Below are 21860 nucleotides of genomic sequence, written 5' to 3'. Positions count from 1 at the left end.
TACCGGTCACGGAAACGGGGCCGGTGGCAGCGACCTTCGTCGCGGCCACCGGCCCCGTCCGGCTTCGCCGGGTGCCGCCCGGGCGGGAACAGGGCCTCAGCCGGGGACGGGGCTCAGGCGAGGGTGAGGAACAGCTTCTCCAGCTCGGCCTCGGACATCGGCGGGGTCCCGCCGTCGGCGGCCGCCAGGCACTGGCGCATCCCGCTGGCCACGATCTTGAATCCGGCGCGGTCCAGCGCCCTGGAGACGGCCGCGAGTTGGGTGACCACGTCCTTGCAGTCCCGGCCGGCCTCGATCATCGCGATCACGCCGTTCAGCTGGCCCTGGGCGCGGCGCAGGCGGTTCAGGACGGCGCCGGTGGCTTCCTCGTCGACGGTCACGGACATCTCCTCCTCGCGATGGTTCACTCCATCGTACCCCCTGGGGTATCCGCGCCGGTGGCCGCCGCCCGGCGGCCCGGCCCGCCGGAACGCGGGCGGGCCCGGCGAAGGACGGACGGCCGGGCGGCGGACACGGCGGCTCAGTGCCCCGGCAGGCCGTCCGGACGGACGGCGATGTGGTCGGCGCCCAGATCGACCGCCACCCGGTGCTCCATGCCCAGCGCCTCCAGGAACTTCGCCGGCAGCTGCACCCGCCCGGTGCGGTCCAGCATCACGTACTCGCGCTCGCTGACCGACTCCTCGCCGTACTCGTCGGTGACGGTACGGCGCAGCACCTCGCTGCTGGTCCGCCCGTCCCGGACGGCGACCGTGCGGCGCACCTCGCCGGCCACCAGCGGGTCGTGGGTGACGATCACCACGGTGGCGTTCAGCTCGCGGTTGACCGTCCGGAAGGCCTCGAAGACCCCCGCACCGGTCTCCGAGTCGAGCTCGCCGGTGGGCTCGTCGGCCAGCAGCACCGCCGGGTCGTTGGCCATCGCCACCGCGATCGCGGCCCGCTGCTGCTGGCCGCCGGACAGCTCGGCCGGGCGGCGCCCGGCCAGCTCGCCGATGCCCAGCGCCTCCAGCAGCTCGCCCACCCGGGCGGCGCGCGCCGCCGAGCGGGCCCGGCCGCCCCGCTCGCCGCGCAACTGCATCGGCAGCGCGACGTTCTGAGCGATCGTCAGGAACGGCAGCAGGTTGCGGGCGGTCTGCTGCCAGATGAAGCCGACCACGTCCCGGCGGTAGGCCAGCCGTTCCTTGGCGGTCATGCCCAGCAGGTCCCGGCCGGCCACCGTGGCGGTGCCGGCGGTCGGGACGTCCAGGCCGGCCAGGATGTTGAGCAGGGTGGACTTCCCGCTGCCGGAGGCACCGACCAGGGCCATCAGGTCACCTTGGTCGACCTGGAGGTCCAGGCCCTGCAGCGCCTGGACCTCGACCCCGTCCGCGCTGAAGATCCGGACCAGCCGTTCGCAGACGATCGCCAGCCCGGCACCGTGCGTGCGCGGGGCCGCGGCCGCCAGCGCCCGCTGCCGCAACTCCGCCAGGGTGGGCGGGCGGTGGGCCGGCACCTGCTCGGTGGCCGGGCCGTGCGGCGCGCTGTTCATCGGCTGTCCCCTGCTCTCAACTCGGTGGTGATCTGTCGCCGCCCGGACACGGCGGCCTCGGCCAGCACCCCGGCGGACACCAGCGCGGCCAGGCCCAGGGCCTGGGTGAGCACCGGCAGCGCGGCCGGCCGCAGCCCGGCCGGCACCGCCGCGCCGACCAGCGAGGTCAGGTCGACGGCCGGCCCGAGCAGGGCCACGGCGGCGAGCGCCAGCAGCATCCCGCCCGCCGAGGCCACCAGCGTCTGCGGCAGGGTCTCGGCCAGGATCAGCGCCAGCCCCTGCCGGGGCCGCAGGCCCATGGTGCGCAACCTGGCCAGCAGCGCGCCCCGTTCGGGCGCCGCCCGGACGAGCGTGAGCAGCACCGCCAGCAGCGCGAGGCCCGCCGCGCCGGCCACCGAGGCCTGGAACAGCCGGCCGGCGGAGTGCTGCAGCGGGTCGGCGCCGAGCTTCGCCGCCATGGCGGCACTGGTCAGCACCGTCGGGCCGGCCTGCGCGCGGCCGGCCGGTGCCGGCCGGGCACCGGCGGGCGGCTCCGGGGGCGCGACCGTGTCGCGGACCAGGGCCCGCAGCCGGTCGTCCTCGACGCTCCCGGTCGCGTACCAGCGGTTGGGGAGGCCGACCGCGGGCACCTTGAGCGCCGTCGGGCCGGCCGGCAGCACGATCAGCGCCTTCGTCGCGTTCGGGCGGGCCGGCGTGCCGTCGACCACCCCGGCGACGGTGGCCAGGAACTCGGTCCCGCCCGCCAGCCGCAGGGGGAAGGCGGCCGGGCCGAGCGACCCGGCGAGGTCGGCGCTCACCAGCGCGGGCACCGGGGCGCCCGGCCCCGCGCCGGCCAGCAGCGCCGGGTCGAAGCGCCCGCGGCCGACCGTCCGGGCCAGCTCGGCGTACCCGGCCGGGTCCGCGACGACCACGGTGGCCCGGTCCCGGCCGGCGGCGGCGGGCAGCGCGATGTCGTCGTCCGTCCAGAGCGCGGTGGCGGTCCGTACGCCCGGCAGCCCCGCCGCCGCCCGGGTGAAGGCCTCCGGCAGGGTGCCCCGGACGGGCGCGGCGACGGCGGCGTCACCGCCGACGGCGAGCCGGGCGACCCGCAGCCGGGAGTGGTCCACCGCGTCCAGCACGGTGGCGCCGAAACCGGCCGTGGTGACGGCGAGCAACAGGGCGAGCAGCGGCAGCACCGGGGCGCCGGGGCGGGCCCCGGTGCCCCGGGCCGCGCGGGCCAGCCCCAGGAAGCCGATCGCGCCGGGGCCGCGCCCGGCGGCCCGGGCCAGCGCCCCGACCAGCACCGGCTGGAGCCGGGCCAGCAGCAGCGCGCCGGTCAGCGCCAGCAACAGCGGGGCGGCGACCAGCAGCGGGTCCAGGCCCTCGCCGGGCGGCGCGACACCCCGGCGGCGGACTTCGGTCACGGCGGCCACCGTGGCGGCCAGCACGGCGAGTTCGGCGACCGTGCGGCGCCGCCCGGCGGCCGACCGGGGGGCGGCGAGCAGCACGGCGGCCCGGACCGGCAGCGCCAGCAGGGCGAGCAGCGTGGTGGCGAGGGCCCCCAGCAGGGCGGCCGTCCAGCGCGGTGCGGGGAGCAGGACGAAGGCCAGCAGGGTGGCGGCGGCCGCCGCGGGCAGCACGGTCACCGCGCCCTCGCCGAGCAGCCGGCCGAGGATGCCGGCGCGTGACCCGCCGCGGGCCCGGAGCAGGTGCAGCTCACCGGCACGGCGGTCGGCCGTGAGTCCGGCCGCCAGGCAGAGCACCACCAGGGCGACCCCGGCCACGCCGGCCGGGCCGACGGCGGTCAGCGGCGCGGCGGCGAACCGGCGGGCCTGCGCCCGGGTGAAGAGGTCCGGCAGGTCGGAGGCGATCCGCAGTTCGCCGCGGCCGGTGGCGGAGGCCAGTTCGGCGGCCTGCGGGCCGGTCACGAAGGAGGCCAGCTGGGCGCCGGTGCCGGCCAGCCGGTCGGCCCGCATCCCGCCGGGGTCGAGCGGCAGCCGCCAGAAGTCCTCGGCCCGGACGCCCCAGTCCGCCAGTCGGTCCACGGATTCCGGCCCGACCAGGCCGGCGGTCGTCCAGAAGGACTCGGCGGGCAGGACGTTGGTCAGGCTGAGGCAGGCCTCGGTGAGGCAGGACAGGCCGGTCCAGTAGTCCTCCGCCGGATCGGCGGCGCGGTAGAGGCCGACCACCTCCGCCCGCAGCGGGACCCCGACCGAGGAGGGGGCCACCAGGACGGAGCCGACCCGGGCGCCGAGGGTCGCGGCGGCCTCGGCGGCCAGCGCGACGGGGATGGGGCCGTCGGCCGGGCCGCCGGCGGGCCACCGGCCCTCGACCAGCCGGACGTGGTCGCCGGCGGCGGGCAGGAAGTACAGGCCGAGCTGGGGCGGCACCGCTTCGGGGCGGGCGAGTTCGGGGTTGGAGAGGCTGCGCGGGTGCAGCGCACGGGCGCCGTGCACCGGCCCGCTCGGGTCGAGCCGGAACGCGGACCCGACCCGGCCGCGGAGGGTGGCGAGCGCCGTGTCGAGGCTCTCGGGCGAGTCCTGCCCGGGTCTCAGCGGGGCGCTGGCCAGCAGGCTGGTCGCGACCGGGCCGGCGTCGCGGAGGTAGGAGCGCAGCGCGCCGTCGGCGCCGCGGTCCAGGGCGCGCGGCAGGGCCGTGGCGAGCAGGACCAGGCCGAAGGCGAGGGCGGCGCCGAGCAGGACGGCCGGCGGCGCCGCACGCAGCCGGGTGCGCACCCACGGCGCGGGCCGCCGGGCCCGGTCGGCCCGTCCCGTCCGGTCGGCCGGTCCGGCCTGGTCGCGGGTGCTCACATCTCCTCCACGAGTCGCAGCCGGGCGGCCGGGCCCCGGCGGTGGCGACCGCCGAGGAAGGCCGACAGCAGGGGCACGGCGCCGATCGCGGCCGCGAGCAGCAGGGTCGCGCCGAGGGGCGGCCCGGCCAGCACGTCCGGCACGGGCCGGCGGGCGGCCGGGGTGAGCACCACCAGCGGGACGATCAGCCGGACCATCAGGGTGCCCAGGCCGATCCCGACCAGCGTGCCCAGGCCGACCAGGACGGCCTGCTCGGCGGCGACCGTACGGGTCAGCCGGCGCCGCGGCACGCCGAGGGCCATCAGCACGGCGAACTCCCCCGCCCGTTCGGCCGACGCGGCGGCCGCGGCCGCGGCGAAGCCGATCGCGGCGAGCACCGCGGTGGCGACGGCCAGCGCGGCCAGCGCGGTCTGCGGGGCGGCGCTCACCGGGTCCTCCAGCAGCCCGGCGACGATCTCCTCGCGCAGGTGCAGGAGTTGGGTGCCGGGTGCGGAGCGGAGCGCGGCGGCCGCCGCCACCGGGTCGGGGTCGTGCTCGGAGGTGGCGGGCAGCCACCACTCGTTCGGGACGGGCGTCTCCACCCCGCTGCCGGCCAGCAGCCGCCCGGCGGAGCCCAGGTCGAGGACGAGCGCGGTGCGGCCGGCCACCGGCACCGAGTCCACGGCGGCGGTGATCCGGACCGGCACCCGCACCCCGCCGAAGGGCACCCGGACGAGCTCGCCGACGGAGGCGCCGACGGCCGTCAGGTAGTCGCGCGTGGCGAGGCCGGGCAGTTCGCCGCCGGCGGACGCGACCGGGGCGCCGCCCGCCGGGACCAGCGGGACGCGGACGCCGCGGAAGTCCGCGGGCCCGCTGCGGTAGCGCAGCCGGAGCAGCGTGCCGGCGGCCCGCTGCTCCGCAGGGATGTCCTCCACGGTCACGGCCGCGGTGCCGCCGCCCGTCGCGGGCGCCTGCGACCAGTCCGGCCCGGCGGGGAGGGGTGCGGCCGGGCCGTCCGGGGTGTCGGCCGCCGCGATCCGGCCCACCGTCAGCTCGCCCTCGATCCGTTCGCCGCCCGCCCAGCCGTAGCCGACCACCAGGCCGGTCAGGGTCAGCGGCGCGGCGACGGAGCCGAGCGGGGCGTCCGTCAGCGCGGCCAGGTCGACGGAGACCTTCGCCTCGCCCTCGGCCGGCAGGCCGGGGACGAGGGTGCGGTAGGTGGTGCCGAAGCGGTCGCGCAGCATCAGCCAGAGGCCGGGGCGGACGGGCGCGCCGTCGGACGGCGGCCCGGCCGCGGCGGAGCGTTGCAGCACCCGGACGCCCACCTCCAGGTCGATCCGCGCCGGGTGGCCCGGCAGCACGACGCCGGCCGCCCGGCCGGAGGGTGCGGGGCGCACCAGCGGCGCCAGCAGCTCGCGGGCGCCGTGCCCGTCGAACAGGTCGGGACGGACCCGCAGGTGCTCGGCCGCGCCGGCCGCGTCCAGCGCCAGCACCCGGCCGGTGCCACCGCCGGGCAGCGACTGGTCGGCCTGGACGACCGGGATCAGCCGTTCGCCGCCGGGCAGCGCGGCGTAGCGTCCGCCCTGGCCCATCGCGGCCAGGCCGGAGCCGGTGATCCGCAGCCCCCCGGCGGTCGCGAAGTCGGCCTGGTCGCGCTGCGAGGCGGACCAGGCGCTGTGCTGGCCGAGCGCCAGGACCCCGGTGGCGACGGCGAGCACCAGGAGCAGGACCGGTCCGGTGGCCCGGCCGGGCCGGCGCGCGAACTGCCAGCCCACCAGGGCCGGGCCCAGGCCCCGTCCGCGGGCGGCCAGCCGGCCGCCCAGCCGGGCGGCGAACGGCAGCAGGCGCAGGACGAACAGGGTGCCGGCGCAGAGGGCCAGGGTCGGTGCGGCGACCAGGACGGGATCGACGCCGAGCCGCCCGGCGGTCTCGGCCGCGAGCGGGCCGCCGCTCTGCCGGGCCAGTTGCCGGTGGGCCAGCACGGCGAGGGCGAGCAGGGCGAGGTCGGCGCCGGAGCGCGCCGCGCCGGCCACCACGGCCTGCCGGCGGCCGGCCCGGCGCAGCGCGGCGGCGCCGGCCCCGCGGAGCAGTCCGGGCAGGGTGGTGAGCAGCACGCAGGCCAGCGCGCAGGCGGCCGCGACGGGCCACAGGATCCACGGCAGGGAGGTGTCCAGCGGCACCCGGGAGAGCGGTCCGAAGCGGCCCAGCAGGTGCAGCAGCGGCGGGGTGAGCAGGGGTGCGAGCAGGGCCGCGGGCAGCGCCAGCAGGACGGATTCGGCGGCGGTGAGCAGGCCGATCCGGCCGCGCGAGGCGCCTCGGGCGGCCAGCAGGGCGTTCTCGCCCTCCTGCCGGCCGGTCAGCAGGGTGACGACCAGCAGCAGGGCTGCCGCGCCGAGCACCGCGAGTTGCAGGGCGCCGATGAGTACGGTCGACCGGGCGACCACCGAACCCGACTTCAACTCTCCGAGCAGGGCGGTGAGTTCGGTCTGCACGCGGAGCGCGGCGGTGTGCTGCAGGGCGGCGGCGACGGTGTCGGCCCGAAGCCGCAGGGCCTCGGCCCCGGCGGGCCGGACGGCACCGAAGTCGGCCCGGACCAGCCAGCTCCGGCCGCTCTGGACCAGCGTGCCGGAGGTGAACGCGGCGTCGTCCACCAGCAGGGGCCCGTAGGTGGTGAAGCTGCTGACCTGCACCTCCGCGCCGCCGAGCGGGTCGAGCCGCCAGTACGGGTCGGTGCGGTCGGCCGCCTGGTACACACCGGTGACCAGCACCGTCAGCGAGCTCCCCTGGAAGCGGTCGGCCAGGGTCACCGGGGCGGGCAGGGCCGCGGCGGTCAGCCCCAGGCGGGCCAGCGCGGCGGGCGGGACCGCGGCCTCGACGGCAGCGCCGGCGGCGGGTCCGGCGGCCCGGGGCGTCGGGGCGGACGGCTGCGGCCAGCGGCCGGCCAGCAGGTGCGCCCGGTCGCGGTCGAGGGCCACCAGGACGGTGAGATCCGGGTCCTTGCCGGTGGCGCCCCGGCCGTCGGCGGCGCCGACCGCCCCCGGTCCGGCGGCCTCGGGTCCGGCGGCGGGCAGCCCGTACGAGCGGCTGCGGGCGGCGCTCTCGACCCGGGCCGGGAGCGGGCCGAAGAGGTCGCCGGCGAAGGCCCGGACGGCCGCGTCGTCGGTGCCGCGGTCCGGGGCGGCGCGCTCCCCGGTGACCAGGACGGTGGCCCTGCTCCGGCCGGGCCCCTGGAGCGCCTGGCGCAGACCGGCCTCGCCCACGGAGCGGTTGAACGCCACGATCGCGGTCAGCATCGCCGTCGTGATCAGCACCGTGACCAGGACGGCCGCGGCGAGCGGGAGTCGCCCGCGCAGGCGGCGAAGGACGAACCCGAGCATGCCGTTCCTCCCCCAAGGCCGGTTCCTTCACACCGGATAGCGGACGATCCTGTCAGATTCGATCATCGCATGGAAGGGTCTTGCGCAATTCGCGCAAAGGATGAGCAAATTCAAACCCTCACGAACATCACACCGACAACGACCGGCCTCCGGGCCGACCCCCGGGGGGACTCAGCATGAGCCAGCGAGCGGCGGGCACACCGGCGGCTTCACCGGCGGACGTCCCGGCACCCATGGTGCTGGTGGAGGACCTGCGGCGGAGCTTCGGCAGCGGACCGCAGGCCGTGCACGCCCTGCGCGGGGTCAGCTTCTCCGCCGCCCGTGGCGAACTCACCGCGCTCAAGGGCAGGTCGGGCTCCGGCAAGACCACCCTGCTCAACCTGGTGGGCGGGCTGGACACCCCGACCGGCGGGCGGGTCGAGCTGGAGGGCACCGACCTGGCCTCGCTGGACGAGGACGGCCGGCTCGCCCTGCGCCGGGACCGGATCGGCTTCGTCTTCCAGTCCTTCGGCCTGATCCCCGTGCTCACCGCCGCCGAGAACGTCGGCGTCCCGATGCGCCTGCGCAAATTGCCCGCCAAGCAGCGCGAGGAGCGGGCCCACGCCCTGCTCGCCCTGGTCGGCCTGGCCGGCCACGCCGGCCAACGGCCGGGCGAACTCTCCGGCGGCCAGCAGCAACGCGTGGCCATCGCAAGGGCGTTGGCCAACGAGCCGGCCCTGATCATCGCGGACGAGCCGACCGGCCAGCTGGACTCCGAGACCGGCCGCTCGGTGATGGAGCTGCTCCGCGCGGTGGTCCGCAGCGAGGGAGTCACCGCCCTGGTCGCCACCCACGACCCCGCCCTGATGGAACTCGCCGACCGGGTGGTGGAACTGCGCGACGGCCGGACGACCGAGCAGGCGGCCGAGTAGCCCGGCCCCGGCGCGACCGTACCGGGCAGCACGGGGGCCGGACGGTGCGGAAGGACCCGGGCCGCCGGCGGCCCCACCCGGCCCGGGCGGCCCGGCCACCGGGCTGCCGGGCTGCCGTGCTGCCGGCCGGCGGGCTGCCGGCCGGCGGGCTGCCGGCCGGCGGGACGGGCCGCCTGTCAGACGTGGGTGCTCTCCAACCAGCTGTCGACGCCCGGGTCGCCGCCCTCGGCGCGGACCACCAGCCGGTCCAGGTAGTGCACCCAGCCCTCGTGGTGCGGGACGCAGGCCTCCGGCGGCAGGTCGCGGTGGACCAGCCGGACGAAGGTGCCCTCGCCCTCGGGTTCGAGGGTGATCTCGACCGTGCTGGATCCGGGCGGGAGGGGCATCCCGCCGCTCTCCCAGCCCCAGGTGAACACCACCCGCTTCGGCGGGTCGATCTCCACGAAGTGCCCGGCCGCGTGGTTGGCGGCGGCCACGTGGGTGCGGTAGGCACCGCCCGGGACGAACGCGAAGTCGCCGTCCCTGCCCATCCAGGACAGCCAGCGGTCACGGTCGGTGAAGAAGGAGAACACCGTTTCGGGCCGGGCGGCGATCCGCCGCTCCACGGTCACCACGGGGTCGCTCATGGGTGGGGTCCTTCCCTCGGGCCCGGGGCGGGCCGGTCAGGCCCGGGGGTCCGCCTGCCGGGCCCGGGCGGCGCGTTCGGGGTCTTCCGTGCTCCCGGCCCGCTCCGCCTGCTCGGCGAGTTCGGCCAGGGCGTCCAGTCTGTCGGCCCACATCGTCTGCAGGTACGTGGCCAGCGGGCCCATCGCGTCCCGGTCGGCCCGGTAGTAGCGCTTGCGGCCCTCCTGGCGCAGCGTAACCAGCCCCGCGTCGCGGAGCACCTTCAGATGCTGCGAGACGGCGCCGAACGTGACGTCGAACCGCTCGGCGATCTCGCCGGCGGACAACTCCTCGTCCCAGATCAGCCACAGGATCGCGCGCCGTCTGGGTTCGGCGACCACGCGCACCGCATCCATGGGGACATTTTAGTCATGGCTTCAGCTTGCGACGGCCGGGCCGTCGTTTTAGTCTCGACTTAAGCGAATGGGCCCGCTCCCCAGGGCCGCACCACCCCTCTCCCGCAAGGACCGTCGCCATGCGCACCGCACTGAGCGAACTCGCCACCCTGTTCGCCGCCACCGCCGGCCGGATCACCCCCGACCAGCTCGACCGCCGCACCCCCTGCCCCGACTACTCCGTCGGCGACCTGCTGGCCCACCTCGGCGGCATCCTGCCCGACTCGGAGCGGGCCGCCCGCAAGGAGCCCCGCCCCGCCGAACCCGTCCCGCCGCTGACCGACCCGGCCGCCGTCGCCCGCGCGGCCGAACGCACCGCCGCCGCCTGGCGCGCCCCCGACGCGCTCTCCGGCACCACCGAATTCGGGCCCGGCACCCTGCCCGCCGAGGTCGCCGCGGCCATCACGCTACAGGAACTCGCCCTGCACGGATGGGACTTGGCCCAGGCACTCGGCCTCGACCACCCGGTCGGCGAGAGCACCGCGAAGACCGTCCTCGGCGTGGTCGAGCAGCTCGCCGGCCAGGCCCGCGCCAACGGCTCGTACGGACCTCCGGTCGACGTCCCGGCCGACGCCGGCCCGTTCGACCGCGCGCTCGGCGCCAGCGGACGCACCCCGGCCCGGCGCCCCTGACCGGCGGGCCCGCCGAGCCCCGCCGACGACCCGCCGCAGCGGGACCGGCCCCGCGGCGGCCCGCCGGAATCCCCGGCGGGCCGTCGCGGAAAATGCGGTTGCCCGCCCCGATCGCCCTGGTGCAGAGTGGGCGCATCGCCACCGGAGAACGCAGGAAGGAACGCATGATGAACACCACCACTGTCCAGTCGTATCAGCGTTCCGCACGTTCCCGGCGCAGTCGGGGACTTCCCCTCGCACGGTGACCGGCCGACGGCCGAGCCGCCCCGGGGGAATCCCCGCGAGGGCGGCTTTTTCGTGCCGCCCTCCCGTGCCGGATGGTGCAACTGGCAGCACGCCTGACTCTGACTCAGGAGATTCGAGGTTCGAATCCTCGTCCGGCAGCGTTGGAGAGTTGGCCGAGTGGTAGGGCAGCGGCTTGCTGAGCCGTGGTCGGGTGCGAGCCCGCGCGCGTTCGATCCGCGCACTCTCCGCGCAGTGAAGTCATCCACTCGATACATGACCTTGCTGTGAAGTGCGCTCCCGAGGAGCGCACTCGGCAGTTCCCGGAGGGCCGGGCCGGCAACTCGAACCGAGCCCGGGCCGGGCGGACCCCCGCGACGCGAAGGCGTCCGCGGTCCGTCCGCCCGCCCCTCCGTCCAGGGTGAGCTGGGCACTGGTGAGCCCAAGGGCCTGTAAAGCCCCCGCTTCGGCTGTGACGGTTCGACTCCGTCCTCGCCCACTCCCGGCCGGGCACGTCCCGCCGGCCCGCAGGCACCGCCGACCGGTGCGCCGCCGGTCAGGCGGCCGTCACCGCCCCGGGCCGCCGTCCGGCGCTCCCGGGAGTCCCGGTGCGCCCGGTGCGCCCGGCCGTCGGGCGCTCGCGGGCGGCGATGTGCCTGGCGACGATCCGGGCGTCCCGGCCGGCGCCGCCGACCAGCATCGAGCTGAAGGCACGCTGGAACGACAGGCCCGCGAAGTACAGCCCGGGCGAGGCGGCCACGATGCCGCAGCTCTCCTCCGGCCAGCCGTCCTCCCGGAACACCGGGATGTCGATCCAGCTGAAGTCCTGCCGGAACCCGGTGCACCAGACCACGTTCGCCACGTCCAGGACACGCCCGCCGGCCAGCACCGGGCGGCCGCCACGCACGCCCGTCATCCGGTCGGTGACCCGCTCCACGCCGGCGGCGGCGAGGTCCGCGGACCTCACCCGGAGCAGCGGGCCGCCGTGCACACGGATCTCGGCTGCCGCCTTGCGCCCGATCGGGGTGCGGACGGTCAGCAGGTGGCCGGCGACCAGCCAGAGCAGCGGGGCGACGGCCCTCATCGGCCGGGAGCCGAGCCGGAACGGGATCTGCCCGGTGTCCCGGCCGCACAGGACGGTCCGGTGCCGGGCGGCCGCCTCGAAGGCGATGTCCGCCCCCGAGTGCGAGGCCCCGACCACCAGCACGGGCCCGGGCCGCAGTTGGGCTTCGTTCCGGTACGAGGCCGAATGGAGCCGGCGGATGCCCGGGTCCAACTCCTCGGCGAAGGACGGCACGTACGGTTTGCGACCGAAGGTGCCGGTCGCCACCACCACGTTGTCGGCCCGCAGTTCGCCGTCACCGTCACTGTCGCCGTGACCGAGGCTCACGCGATAGCCGTCACCGTCCGGCCGCAGCCGCCGCACCCTCGCCTCCGTCCGGACGGGCAGCCGGTACCGCTCGGCGTAGGCGGCGAGGAAGTCCCCCATCGCGTCCTTGCCGGGGAAGGACCAGCGCGGTGCGGGGAACTTCATGCCGGGCAGGCCGTCGTAGCGGGCCGGGGTGTAGAGGCGCAGCGAGTCCCAGTGCACCCGCCAGTTGTCGCCGACCCGTCGGCCGCCCTCCAGGATCACGAACTCCCTGCCCAGCGACGCCAGATGGTAGCCGACGCTGAGGCCGGCCTGGCCACCACCGATGATCACCGTTTCGAAGCGCTCCTCGGTCATGACTGCTCACTTCTCCCTTCCTGTTCCTGCCGCCGGGCCCCGCCGTCGGCGCCCGCCGGGGGTGTTCCGTGCGGTGCCGCCGCAGCGGCGGCGGGCGCTGCCGGTGCGGGACGGGGTACCGCTGCCGCGCCGCGGGCTGCCGGGTGCCCCGCGCCGTCCTGGACGAGGGCGAGCACCCGCAGGGACAGCCGCTCCGCCTCGGCGAGGCCGCCGCGCGCCGCCCTGGTCGCGGCGAGGGCCCGCAACGGCAGCGCGAGGCGGGGATCGTCCGGGCCGTGCACGGCCTCGTGCACCCGGATCGCACCCCGCAGGACGGCTTCGGCCCCGGCGTAGTCACCGAGTTCCGCCAGCGCCGTCCCGCGCATCACCGCGGCGGCGAACCGTACGGGCTCACCCTCGGCCCGCGGCCCGGGCCCACGGCCGGTGCCCCGTGTGCCGTCCGTCGCCCCGACCGGCCCGCCCGTCACCATGATCGACTCCCAGGTCGCCGCGGAACCCCCGCGCTCACGTCTCCGACGCTACGGAGCGGTGCTGGTCCGGGCATCGGAAGAATCGCGCAATCCCGTGCCGGTGACGTGGGTAGTTCTGCGCACACGGGCGCCGGGGCCGCGCGCCGGCTACCGGCCGGGCGGGGGCCGGTGCAGTCCGTGCTCGAAGGCGTACCCGGCGGCGGCCGTGCGCGAGCCCACCCCGAGCTTCCGGAAGATGTTGCTGAGGTGCCGGGCGACCGTCTTCTCGCTGAGCACCAGCTGCCGCGCGATGGCCTGGTTGGTGTCCCCCGCCGCGACCAGCCGCAGCACCTCCGTCTCGCGCGGGGTGAGGCCAGCCGGCGGCCCGGCGGCCCGGGCCCGTCCGCCGTCGGCGGGCCCGGCCGCGGTCGGGCCGCCCGGCCGGGCCCGGACGAGCGCCTCCGTCCGGACCCGGTCGGGCACCGCCCCCAGCGCCTCGAACCCGCGCAGCGCGGCCTCGAACTCCCCGGCCGCCGAGTCCTCGTCGTCCAGGCCCCGGCAGGCCAGTGCCACCAGCACCCGGGAGCGGGCGGCCTCGTACGGCACGTCCAGCTCCCGCCAGAGCCGCCAGGCGAGCCGGGCCGAGGTCAGCGCGGCGGCGCTGTCGCCCGCCGCAAGGCGGACGGCGGCCCGGGCGTACTCGGTGCGGGCCCGCATCGCCGGCCGGTCGTACGCCTGCGCGATCTCGGCCAGCTCGGCGACGGCCTCGGCGGCCGCCCCGGACTCGCCCGCGGCCAGCATGATCTCCGCACAGGCCGGCAGCAGCTTCGCCCTGGCCGTCCGGCCGGCGGCCTCGGCGAGGGCCCGGCGGACTCCGCCCACGGCGGGCTCCGGCAGGTCCTGCGCCAGCCGCAGCAGGGCCAGGCCGGGCTGGGCGTCGCAACCGTGGGCGCCGGCCCGGCGGTACGCCTGCTCGGCGGCCGGCCAGTCCCCGCGCAGCCTGCTGACCTCGCCGAGCTGGTAGAACGCGGCGCCGGCCAGCATCTCGGCGAAGCCCTGGGTGAGGCGCTCGCAGGCCGTCCGCGCCTGCAGGGCGGCCTTCGGCCAGTCGCCGAGCAGGCGCATCAGCTCCGAGCGGTGGATCAGGCAGATGCCGGAGTAGCCGCCGACGAACTGGGGCCGGGTGGCCATCCAGGCGTCCAGTGCGGTCGTCCACTCCCTGGCCCGCCGGAGCTCCTGGAGGTCGCCGCAGGCCGCGATCACGTCGCAGTAGACCCACCCGGTCACCCGCGGCGAGGTCTCCCCCGTCGTCACCGCGAGCATCGCCTCGTCCAGCAGTGCCAGCCCGTCCTCGACCCGCTCCTGCCTGATCCGGGCCAGCCCCTGGAGGTGGGTGGCGGCCACGGCCAGGTCGCGGTCGCCGCAGCGGACGGCCAGGTCCAGGGCCCGCGCGGCGGTCCCGAACGCGGCGCCGGCGTCCCGCGCCAGCTGCCGCTCCGCCTCCGGCAGCAGCAGGTACCCCTCCTGCGCGCAGCCCGGCGCGGTGCGCGCCAGCCGGGCGGCCCGCGCCAGCCAGCCCCCGGCGTGCCCGAACTCGCCCCGCATGGTCAGTGCCTCGTGCAGCCAGAAGGCGCACCGGATCGCGCCTCCCACCTCGCCGGCCTCCGCGCGCATCCGGTAGGCGCGCTCCAGCAGCCGGCAGGCCTCCGGGCCGCGCCCCAGGATGTGCGCGCTCTCGGCCCAGGCCTCCAGGTCGTCGATCGCCAGCGGGGTGCGCCCGTCCGCCCGCGCGAACTCCGCGCAGGCGTCCTGCCACGCCTGGTCCTCGTGCGCCTGGCGGGCGTCCGCCAGGGTCGCAGCCGTGCCGGTCGCAGCCATCACGCCTCCTGACCCGCGGAAGGCCGCCGGACTCCATTAGACCGCCGGAGTGCGCCCGCTGTCAGCCCGCGGCCGGGCCGGGGCCCGCCAGGCCGGTGCCCGGCCCGGGAGGCGTGGCCGGTGTCTCAGCGGCCGGCCCCGTCGTCGTACTCGGCGGCGCCGGCGTCCAGCGAGGCGGCCTGCGGGTGCTTCATGTGGGCGGGGGCCGCCAGGCGCAGGCCGTGGTAGCCGAGGACGACGATCAGGGTGCCCAGGGCGATGCCGCCGAGCTCGAAGGTGTCGGTGAACCTGAGGGTGACCCCGCCGATGCCGACGATCACGCCGGCCGCGACCGGGACGAGGTGCAGGGGGTTGGTCAGGTCGACCCGGTTGTGGATCCAGATCTGGGCGCCGAGCAGGCCGATCATGCCGTACAGGACGACGGTGATCCCGCCGAGGACGCCGCCCGGGATGGCGGCCACCACGGCGCCGAACTTCGGGCAGAGGCCGAACAGGATCGCGAAGCCGGCCGCGCACCAGTAGGCGGCCGTGGAGTACACCCGGGTCGCGGCCATCACGCCGATGTTCTCCGCGTAGGTGGTGGTGGCCGGGCCGCCGACGACGGTGGACATCATGGTGGCGGCGCCGTCGGCCATCACGGCCTGGCCGAGGCGGTCGTCCAGCGGGTCCCCGGTCATCTCGCCGACGGCCTTGACGTGGCCGGCGTTCTCCGCGATCAGGGCCACCACCACGGGCAGCGCGACCAGGATCGCCGAGGCGGAGAAGCTCGGACCGTGCAGGGTGGGGAACCCGATCCAGTCCGCCTTCCCGACGCCCGACAGGTCCAGCCGCCAGTGGTCGGTGACGGCGCCGGAGCCGTCGGCGGAGTGGATCCGGCCGAAGATCCGGTCGAACAGCCAGGAGACCGCGTAGCCGAAGAGCAGTCCGAGGAAGATCGCGATCCGGGACCAGAAGCCCCGCAGGACGACCAGCGCCAGCCCGGTGAAGGTCATGGTCAGCAGGGCCGTCCACTGGTCCTGCGGCCAGTAGGTGCCGGCCGCGACCGGCGCCAGGTTGAAACCGATCAGCATCACCACGGCGCCGGTCACCACCGGGGGCAGCACCGCGTGGATCACCCGGGCGCCCGCGGCCCGGACCACCGCGCCGCAGGCCGTCAGGACGGCGCCGACCACCAGCAGGGCGCCGGTGAGGGTGGCCGAGTCGCCGCCCTGGGCGCGGATCACGGCGGCCACCCCGACGAAGGAGAGGCTGCTGCCCAGGTAGGACGGGATCCGGCCGCCGGTCGCCAGCAGGAAGAAGATCGTCGCGACGCCCGACACCAGCACCGCGAGGTTCGGGTCCAGGCCCATCAGGACGGGTGCCACGAAGGTGGCCCCGAACATCGCCACCACGTGCTGCGCGCCGAGACCGACCGTCCGGCCCCAGGTCAGCCGTTCGTCGGGCCTGACGACCTCCCCCACCGCGGGGTTGCGCCCGTCACCGTGCAGCTTCCACCCGAAGCGGCCCATCGACACTCCTCGCGCTCGGCGTCCGCGACAGACACAGGTGATCAGGAGCCGATCACAGCCGCCTCCCGCGCACCAGCGGGGACGGCCGATCGTGCGAGGAAGGGCGGCCGGCCCCGGCGGAATTCGATTGCGTCCCGACGGTCCGGCGGACAGGATCGCGGGATGGTCGGGAGCCGCTACAAGGACGGTCGTGCCGGGATCGACGCGGAGCTGGTGCGGCGGCTGATCCGCGCCCAGTTCCCGCAATGGGGGGACCTGCCGGTGCGGCCGGTCGCCGTCGACGGGTGGGACAACCGCACCTACCGCCTCGGGGACGCGATGACGGTGCGCCTGCCCACCGCCGCCGGCTACGCGCCCGCCGTCGAGAAGGAGAGCCGGTGGCTGCCGGTGCTGGCCCCCTCCCTGCCGGTGCCGGTGCCCCGGATCCTGGGGCAGGGGGTGCCGGGCGAGGGGTACCCGTTCGGCTGGTCGGTCCGCGGCTGGCTGGAGGGCGAGAGCGCCAACCGCGGCCCGGTCGACGACCTGCCGGGGTTCGCCGTCTCGGTGGCCGGGTTCCTCCTCGCCCTGCAGCGGATCGAGGCGGCCGACGGGCCGTCCGCCGGGGCCCACAGCTTCCACCGCGGTGCGCCGCCGGCCTTCTACGACGGGGAGACCCGGGCCGCCCTCGCCGCCCTGGCCGGCCTGGTCGACACCGGGCGGGCCGCGGCCGTCTGGCAGGCCGCGCTGGCGGCGGGGTGGCAGGGCTCGCCGGTCTGGTTCCACGGCGACATCGCGAGCGGCAACCTGCTGGTCAGGGACGGGAAGCTGGCCGCGGTGATCGACTTCGGGACGTCCGGGGTGGGCGACCCCGCCTGCGATCTGGTGATCGCCTGGACGATGTTCTCGGGCGAGAGCCGGGAGGCGTTCCGGACGGCTGTCGGCCAGGACGCCGCGATGTGGGCGCGGGCCCGCGGGTGGGCCGTGTGGAAGGCCCTGATCTGCCTGGTGGAGTTCCTCGCCCGCGATCCGGTGACGGCCGCCGAGCACCGCCGGGTCCTCGGTGAGGTCCTGGCCGACCACGACCTGTTCGGCTGACCCGCCGCCCGGGCGGCCGGGGCCGTGCTCCGGGACGCCGACGCGGCCCGGCCCGGGTTTCGGGTCAGTCCGGCAGCAGGAGGTTCACGTCGCCGAACTCGTGCCAGAGGTACCGGTGTTCGATCGCCTCCGCGTAGCAGCGTTCCAGCAGCGCGTGGCCGGCCACCGCCTCCAGCATCAGCAGGTGGGAGGCCTGCGGCTCGTGCCAGCCGGTGAGCAGGCCGTCCACCGCGCGGACCCCTCGCTCCGGGGTGATCACCAGCTCGGTCCAGCCGTCGGCCTCCCGGACCACGCCGTCCGGCCCGGTCGCCGATTCCAGGGCCCGGACCACCGTGGTGCCGACCGCGATCACCCGGCCCCCGGCGGCCCGGACGTGCCCGGTCAGCGCGGCGGTGGTGGCGGGGACGGTGAACCGCTCGGCGTACGGGGCTTCGTGCGCCTCGGGCGAGGCGACCCCGGTGTGCAGGGTGACCGGCGCGACCAGAACCCCCCGGCCGACCAGCCGGGCCACCGTATCGGCGGTGAACGGCCTTGCCGCACTGGGCATTTCGCTGCTGCCCGGGACGGTGGCGAAGACCGTCTGGTAGGCCTCCACCGGCCAGTCCCGGTCCACGTAGCCGTAGCGCACCGCCCGGCCGTACCGGGCGAGGTAGGCCGGCAGCGCGTCGGGCAGGGTGAGCCGGGCGTGCCGGAGCCGGGCGGTGAAGGCCTCGCCCAGCACGGCGTCGGCGCCGCCGGGCAGCGCGATCCGCAGCCCCGCCCGGGCCGGGCCGGCCTCCGGCGGGTAATAGCCGGCGGCCGCGCCCGGTACGTCGGGGGCGCTGCGCAGTTCGACCAGGTGGGTGCCGAGCGGGCCGGGCTCGGCGGAGGACAGGTGCAGGGCGACGGCGGTGCCGTCGGGGAGGCGGCCGGTCAGCGCGGCGGGCAGGGTGGCGGAGTTGTTCACCACCAGCAGGTCGCCGGCCCGCAGCACCTGCGGCAGGTCGGTGAAGCGGTGGTGCTCGACGGCCAGGGTGTTCCGGTGGCCCACCAGCATCCGGACGCCGTCCCGGCCGACTCCACGGGCCTCCGCCGGGGCCCGGGCGGAGAGTTCGGGCGGGACGGTGAAGTCGAAGCGGCTGCCGAGGGCTGTGCTCATCGGTGCTCCTCGTCGGTGGTGGAGGTGGCGGTGGCGGGGACGGACCCGGTGGTGGGGGCTGCGGACCCGGTGGCCGGTACGACGGACTCGTTGGTGGGGGCATCGAGCAGGTCGGCGGCGCGGTACCGGCCGGAGGCGGGGCAATCGCGCAGCAGGGCGAGGAAGGCGGGGACGACGGTCCGCGGCAGCGGCCGGTCCGAGATGTCCTCGCCGGGGAACGCCTCCTGGTGCATCCGGGTGCGCATGTCGCCGGGGTCGACGGCCCAGACCCGCAGCTCCGGCTCCTCGGCCGCCAGCACCGCCGAGGCGTGGTCGAGCGCGGCCTTGGAGGCGCCGTAGCCGCCCCAGCCCTCGTACGCCTCCACAGCCGCGTCCGAGCTGACGTTGACGACCGAGCCCGCCTGCTCGCGCAGCTGGGGCAGCACGAGCTGGGTGAGGGCGAGCGGCCCGAGGACGTTCACCTCGAAGGTCTCCAGCAGTCCGGGCAGCGGGAAGTCCGCGAGCCTCGGCAGCGCGGCCCCGGCCAGGTCGTAACCGGTCAGCGTGGAGGCGTTGTTGATCAGCAGCCCGGCCCCGCCGAGGGCGGCGGCGGCCTCGGCCAGCCGCTCCCGGTGGCCGTCGTCGACCACCGACCCGGCCAGCGCCACCACCTTGGTGACGACGGCCAGTTCGGCCTCGACGGCGGCGAGTTCGGCCGCGTCGCGGGCGGTCAGGACGAGCTGCCGCCCCTCGGCGGCCAGGGCCCGGGCCAGCTCCAGGCCCAGGCCGCGCGAGGCCCCGGTGATCAGGGCCACCCGGGGGCCGGGCCCGGCAGCGGGGCCGGGTGCGGGCTCGGTCACGGGCCCGGACGCCGGTCCGGTCACGGCGGACGGGCGGGTGCCGGTGGTGGTCTGCGCGGGCGGCGTCTGCGATGCGTTCATGGCACAACTCTCGCTCCGCGAGGGCTCCGTGCGGATCGGCCGCGGGCCGGTCGGCTGCTTGGTCCCTTGGGCCTAGGCCGGGCCTAGGCCCCTCCGCTCCCCGGGTCCGGCGCCGCGGTCAGAGCGCCCGGGCCTGCTCCTGGTCGGCCTCCGGGAGCCAGTCCCGCTCGGGCCGGTACTCCAGCCAGCGCCGGCGGCGGCCCGCCTCCGCGCAGGCGCGCAGCAGCGCGTCCACGGCCGGGGCCGGCCGGCCGGACGGCCGGAGCAGCGACCAGGCGTACAGCGGGGTCGGGTCGGCCAGCGGCACCGCGACCAGGCCGGAGCCGTCCGGCAGCGGGACTTCGGCGGGGAAGAGCGTGAAGCCGCCCGGCGTCGAGCGGATCCGGGCCAGCAGGTGCTCGAAGCCGAGATTGGCCTCGCCCGGGAGCACCGGCACGGCGAACTCCTCGGCGAACCGCCGCGCGAAGTCCAGCCGTTCGGCGGCGGCGGGCAGCACCAGCAGGCTCCGGGCCAGTTCGGCCGGGCGCAGCGCGGGGCGGCCCGCCAGCGGGTGGCCGACGGCCATGATCGCGTCGACCGGCTCCAGCCGGACCAGGCGGTGGGCGAGCGCCTCGTCCCGGCCGTCCCCGAACGGGTGGTACCGGCCGAACCCGGCGTCGCTGTCGCCGCGCAGCAGGGCCGCCGCCACGGCCGGCAGGTCCCGGGCCGGGCCGACCTCGGCGTGCACGGCGGCGGACGCCGGGTCGTCCAGGACTTCGCGGAGGGTGCGCAGCGGGGCGAACAGGTGGCCCCAGACGTCCAGCCGGACGGGACGCTCCTCCCGGCGGACGGCGGCGACGGCGGCCTCGCCGGCGGCCAGCAGGGCCCGGGCAGGGCCGAGCAGCCGGACGCCGGCCGGGGTGAGGGCGACCCCGGCCGGGCCGCGCTCGAACAGCAGGGCGCCCAGGCCCTCCTCCAGCCTGGCGATCCGCTTGGAGAGCGCCTGCTGGGTCAGTGCGAGGTGCTGCGCCGCACGGCCGAAGTGCAGGTGGTCGGCGGTCTGCACGAAGGCGCGCACCTGGGCGAGGTCAAGATCCACGCCCGTCATCCTGGCCCACAACCGGCGGTTGTCACCACCGGCTTCCGGTTGTTGGACCGCCTCCGGGGCCTGGCGGTTTGCTGGTGTCCGGCCGGGGAGCACCGGCCGGGACAGCGAGGAGCAGGGCGATGAAGGCGTTTGTGGCGACCGGGGACCGGGCGGCGGCGGTACGGCGTACGGAGGTCGCGGAGCCGGTGCAGCGGCCCGACGAGGTGCTGGTGAAGGTGGACGCGTACTCGGTGAACCGGGGCGAGATCTTCCAGTTGGAGGGCCCGGCGGGCGGCGCCCGGCCGGGCAAGGACGTGGCCGGCCTGGTGGTCCAGGCGGCGCCGGACGGCTCCGGGCCGGCGGTCGGGCAGCGGGTGGTCGGCCATCCGGCGGGCGGGGGCTGGGCCGAGTTCGTGGCGGTGCCGGCCGGGTCGCTGGCCGTGCTGCCGCGCTCCGTCCCGGCGGTGCGGGCCGCCGCGCTGCCGCTGGCCGGCCTGACGGCGCTGCGGCTGCTGCGGACGGCCGGGTCGGTGACCGGCCGGCGGATCCTGCTCACGGGGGCCTCCGGCGGGGTCGGGCACTACGTCACGGAGCTGGCCTCGGCGGCCGGCGGCTCGGTCACGGCGGTCACCGCCTCGGCCGAACGCGGTGAGCGGCTGGCCGAGTTGGGCGCGGCCTCGGTGGTCCGCGGGATCGAGGAGGCGGAGGGCGTCTTCGACCTGGTGCTGGAGTCGACCGGCGGGAAGAACCTCCCGCTCGCGCTGTCCCGGCTGGCGCCGCGCGGCGAGCTGGTCTGGTTCGGCCAGGCGAGCCGGGAGCCGGCCGTGCTGGACTTCTTCGACTTCTTCGCCGGCCCGGTCTCCGCCACCGTCCGGCACTTCAGCTACGCCGACCACGACGGGCCCGACGCCCCGGACCTGGCGACCCTGGTCCGCCTGGTCGCCGAGGGCCGGCTGCACCCCGAGATCGGGCTGACCGAGGACTGGCTGCGGACCCCGGAGGTCCTGGCCGACCTGCGGGACCGCCGGATCCGCGGCAACGCCGTCCTCACGCTGTCCTGAGCCCGGCCGGGCCCGGCCGGCCCACCAACCAACCGCACCCACCGGCCGCACCACACCGCCGACAAACCCGAGGAGAGACCGGCATGAACGCCCCCACCCCCGCCACGCCCGAGCCGGGCGTCGACCCGACCGACCCCCGTACCGTCGTCGTGCGCTACGTCAACGCGGTCGCCGAGGGCGACCTGGTGACCGTCCGCGCCAGCTTCGCGGCCGACGCCACCTGGACGTACCCGGGCGACGTCCCGCTGACCGGGGTGTACCGCGGCCGCGACACCATCGTGGACGGGTTCCTGCTGGGGGCGGGCGTGCTGTTCGCGCCCAGCGGCGCCCCGGCCGTGACGCTCACCAACGTGATCGCCGACGGCGGGCAGGTGGTGGCCGAGTGGACGTCCAAGGGCCTGGCCGCGACCGGCCGGGTCTACGACAACGCCTGCCTGGGGGTCTTCACCGTGCAGGACGGCCTGATCACCTCGGTCCGGGAGTACGCCGACACCCAGCACGTGGAGCGGAGCCTGTTCGGCGGCCCGCAGCCGGGCTGAGCACGGCT

18 protein-coding genes and 3 tRNA genes are annotated in these 21860 nt (G+C 77.0%); 8 read left to right on the top strand and 13 right to left on the bottom strand.

Annotation, left to right across the window (positions count from 1 at the left end; translation table 11 throughout):
* Nucleotides 1-113: 113 nt before the first annotated feature.
* From IE329_RS09250 to IE329_RS09235, 4 genes are all read right to left on the bottom strand, one after another.
* The gene (locus IE329_RS09250; protein WP_190210491.1) at nucleotides 114-380 is read right to left on the bottom strand and encodes a metal-sensitive transcriptional regulator; all 267 of its coding nucleotides are present in this window, start codon (nucleotides 378-380) and stop codon (nucleotides 114-116) included.
* Nucleotides 381-520: 140 nt separating this feature from the next.
* A complete protein-coding gene (locus tag IE329_RS09245; protein WP_190210364.1) occupies nucleotides 521-1525 on the bottom strand; it encodes an ABC transporter ATP-binding protein in 1005 nt (334 codons plus the stop codon).
* Nucleotides 1522-4314, bottom strand: a complete 2793-nt coding sequence (locus IE329_RS09240) for a hypothetical protein (protein ID WP_190210363.1) — start codon at nucleotides 4312-4314, stop codon at nucleotides 1522-1524. Before IE329_RS09240 ends, IE329_RS09245 begins: the two co-directional genes overlap by 4 nt.
* Nucleotides 4311-7670 (bottom strand): ABC transporter permease, encoded by a 3360-nt coding sequence (locus IE329_RS09235; RefSeq protein WP_190210362.1) that lies wholly within the window; start codon nucleotides 7668-7670, stop codon nucleotides 4311-4313. Before IE329_RS09235 ends, IE329_RS09240 begins: the two co-directional genes overlap by 4 nt.
* Nucleotides 7671-7846: 176 nt before the next feature.
* Here IE329_RS09235 and IE329_RS09230 point away from each other — a divergent pair, with 176 nt between their 5' ends.
* On the top strand, nucleotides 7847-8581 hold the full coding sequence (locus tag IE329_RS09230; protein ID WP_190210361.1) for an ABC transporter ATP-binding protein: 735 nt from the start codon (nucleotides 7847-7849) through the stop codon (nucleotides 8579-8581).
* Between the two features lie 176 nt (nucleotides 8582-8757).
* Here IE329_RS09230 and IE329_RS09225 read toward each other — a convergent pair whose 3' ends face one another.
* Both IE329_RS09225 and IE329_RS09220 read right to left on the bottom strand, forming a co-directional pair.
* Entirely contained in the window at nucleotides 8758-9207 is a 450-nt protein-coding gene (locus tag IE329_RS09225; RefSeq protein WP_190210360.1) for an SRPBCC family protein, read from the bottom strand.
* A gap of 36 nt (nucleotides 9208-9243) precedes the next feature.
* Nucleotides 9244-9600, bottom strand: coding sequence for an ArsR/SmtB family transcription factor (locus tag IE329_RS09220; protein ID WP_190210359.1), 357 nt, complete (start codon nucleotides 9598-9600; stop codon nucleotides 9244-9246).
* 119 nt (nucleotides 9601-9719) lie between these two features.
* Between IE329_RS09220 and IE329_RS09215 the strand changes: the two genes are divergently transcribed.
* The 4 genes from IE329_RS09215 (at nucleotide 9720) to IE329_RS09200 (ending at nucleotide 10992) form a co-directional block, all read left to right on the top strand.
* On the top strand, nucleotides 9720-10271 hold the full coding sequence (locus IE329_RS09215; RefSeq protein ID WP_190210358.1) for a TIGR03086 family metal-binding protein: 552 nt from the start codon (nucleotides 9720-9722) through the stop codon (nucleotides 10269-10271).
* 311 nt (nucleotides 10272-10582) lie between these two features.
* A tRNA-Gln gene (locus tag IE329_RS09210) sits at nucleotides 10583-10655 on the top strand.
* Between the two features lie 4 nt (nucleotides 10656-10659).
* A tRNA-Ser gene (locus IE329_RS09205) sits at nucleotides 10660-10744 on the top strand.
* A 168-nt stretch (nucleotides 10745-10912) separates the two neighbouring features.
* Nucleotides 10913-10992: transfer RNA gene (locus IE329_RS09200), tRNA-Tyr, on the top strand.
* A 57-nt stretch (nucleotides 10993-11049) separates the two neighbouring features.
* Here IE329_RS09200 and IE329_RS09195 read toward each other — a convergent pair.
* The 4 genes from IE329_RS09195 to IE329_RS09180 form a co-directional block, all read right to left on the bottom strand.
* Complete coding sequence (locus IE329_RS09195) at nucleotides 11050-12219, bottom strand: flavin-containing monooxygenase (protein ID WP_190210357.1); 1170 nt, start codon at nucleotides 12217-12219, stop codon at nucleotides 11050-11052.
* Nucleotides 12216-12689 carry a tetratricopeptide repeat protein gene (locus IE329_RS41440; protein WP_190210356.1) on the bottom strand — a complete coding sequence of 158 codons (474 nt, stop codon included), beginning with the start codon at nucleotides 12687-12689 and terminating at the stop codon, nucleotides 12216-12218. Before IE329_RS41440 ends, IE329_RS09195 begins: the two co-directional genes overlap by 4 nt.
* Before the next feature lie 147 nt (nucleotides 12690-12836).
* Nucleotides 12837-14546, bottom strand: a complete 1710-nt coding sequence (locus tag IE329_RS41815; protein WP_190210355.1) for a response regulator transcription factor — start codon at nucleotides 14544-14546, stop codon at nucleotides 12837-12839.
* Between the two features lie 125 nt (nucleotides 14547-14671).
* Entirely contained in the window at nucleotides 14672-16054 is a 1383-nt protein-coding gene (locus IE329_RS09180) for a uracil-xanthine permease family protein (RefSeq protein WP_190210354.1), read from the bottom strand.
* A 162-nt stretch (nucleotides 16055-16216) separates the two neighbouring features.
* Between IE329_RS09180 and IE329_RS09175 the strand changes: the two genes are divergently transcribed.
* Complete coding sequence (locus tag IE329_RS09175) at nucleotides 16217-17128, top strand: aminoglycoside phosphotransferase family protein (RefSeq protein WP_190210353.1); 912 nt, start codon at nucleotides 16217-16219, stop codon at nucleotides 17126-17128.
* A 64-nt stretch (nucleotides 17129-17192) separates the two neighbouring features.
* On the opposite strand, the gene IE329_RS09170 is transcribed toward IE329_RS09175, so the two are convergent.
* From IE329_RS09170 to IE329_RS09160, 3 genes are all read right to left on the bottom strand, one after another.
* A complete protein-coding gene (locus tag IE329_RS09170) occupies nucleotides 17193-18266 on the bottom strand; it encodes an S-adenosylmethionine:tRNA ribosyltransferase-isomerase (protein WP_190210352.1) in 1074 nt (357 codons plus the stop codon).
* Nucleotides 18263-19186, bottom strand: a complete 924-nt coding sequence (locus IE329_RS09165; RefSeq protein WP_190210351.1) for an SDR family NAD(P)-dependent oxidoreductase — start codon at nucleotides 19184-19186, stop codon at nucleotides 18263-18265. Before IE329_RS09165 ends, IE329_RS09170 begins: the two co-directional genes overlap by 4 nt.
* A gap of 118 nt (nucleotides 19187-19304) precedes the next feature.
* On the bottom strand, nucleotides 19305-20273 hold the full coding sequence (locus tag IE329_RS09160; RefSeq protein ID WP_190210350.1) for a LysR family transcriptional regulator: 969 nt from the start codon (nucleotides 20271-20273) through the stop codon (nucleotides 19305-19307).
* A gap of 119 nt (nucleotides 20274-20392) precedes the next feature.
* On the opposite strand from IE329_RS09160, the gene IE329_RS09155 reads away from it, so the two are divergent.
* Together IE329_RS09155 and IE329_RS09150 are read left to right on the top strand one after the other, a co-directional pair.
* On the top strand, nucleotides 20393-21313 hold the full coding sequence (locus tag IE329_RS09155) for a zinc-binding dehydrogenase (protein WP_190210349.1): 921 nt from the start codon (nucleotides 20393-20395) through the stop codon (nucleotides 21311-21313).
* Between the two features lie 83 nt (nucleotides 21314-21396).
* Complete coding sequence (locus IE329_RS09150) at nucleotides 21397-21852, top strand: nuclear transport factor 2 family protein (RefSeq protein ID WP_190210348.1); 456 nt, start codon at nucleotides 21397-21399, stop codon at nucleotides 21850-21852.
* The last annotated feature ends 8 nt before the right edge of the window (nucleotides 21853-21860 follow it).

Origin of the sequence: Kitasatospora indigofera (assembly GCF_014655955.1) — a bacterium.
GTDB lineage: Bacteria > Actinomycetota > Actinomycetes > Streptomycetales > Streptomycetaceae > Kitasatospora > Kitasatospora indigofera.
Note: the sequence above shows the minus strand (reverse complement) of the source record. Positions and strands in the feature narration are given on the sequence as shown.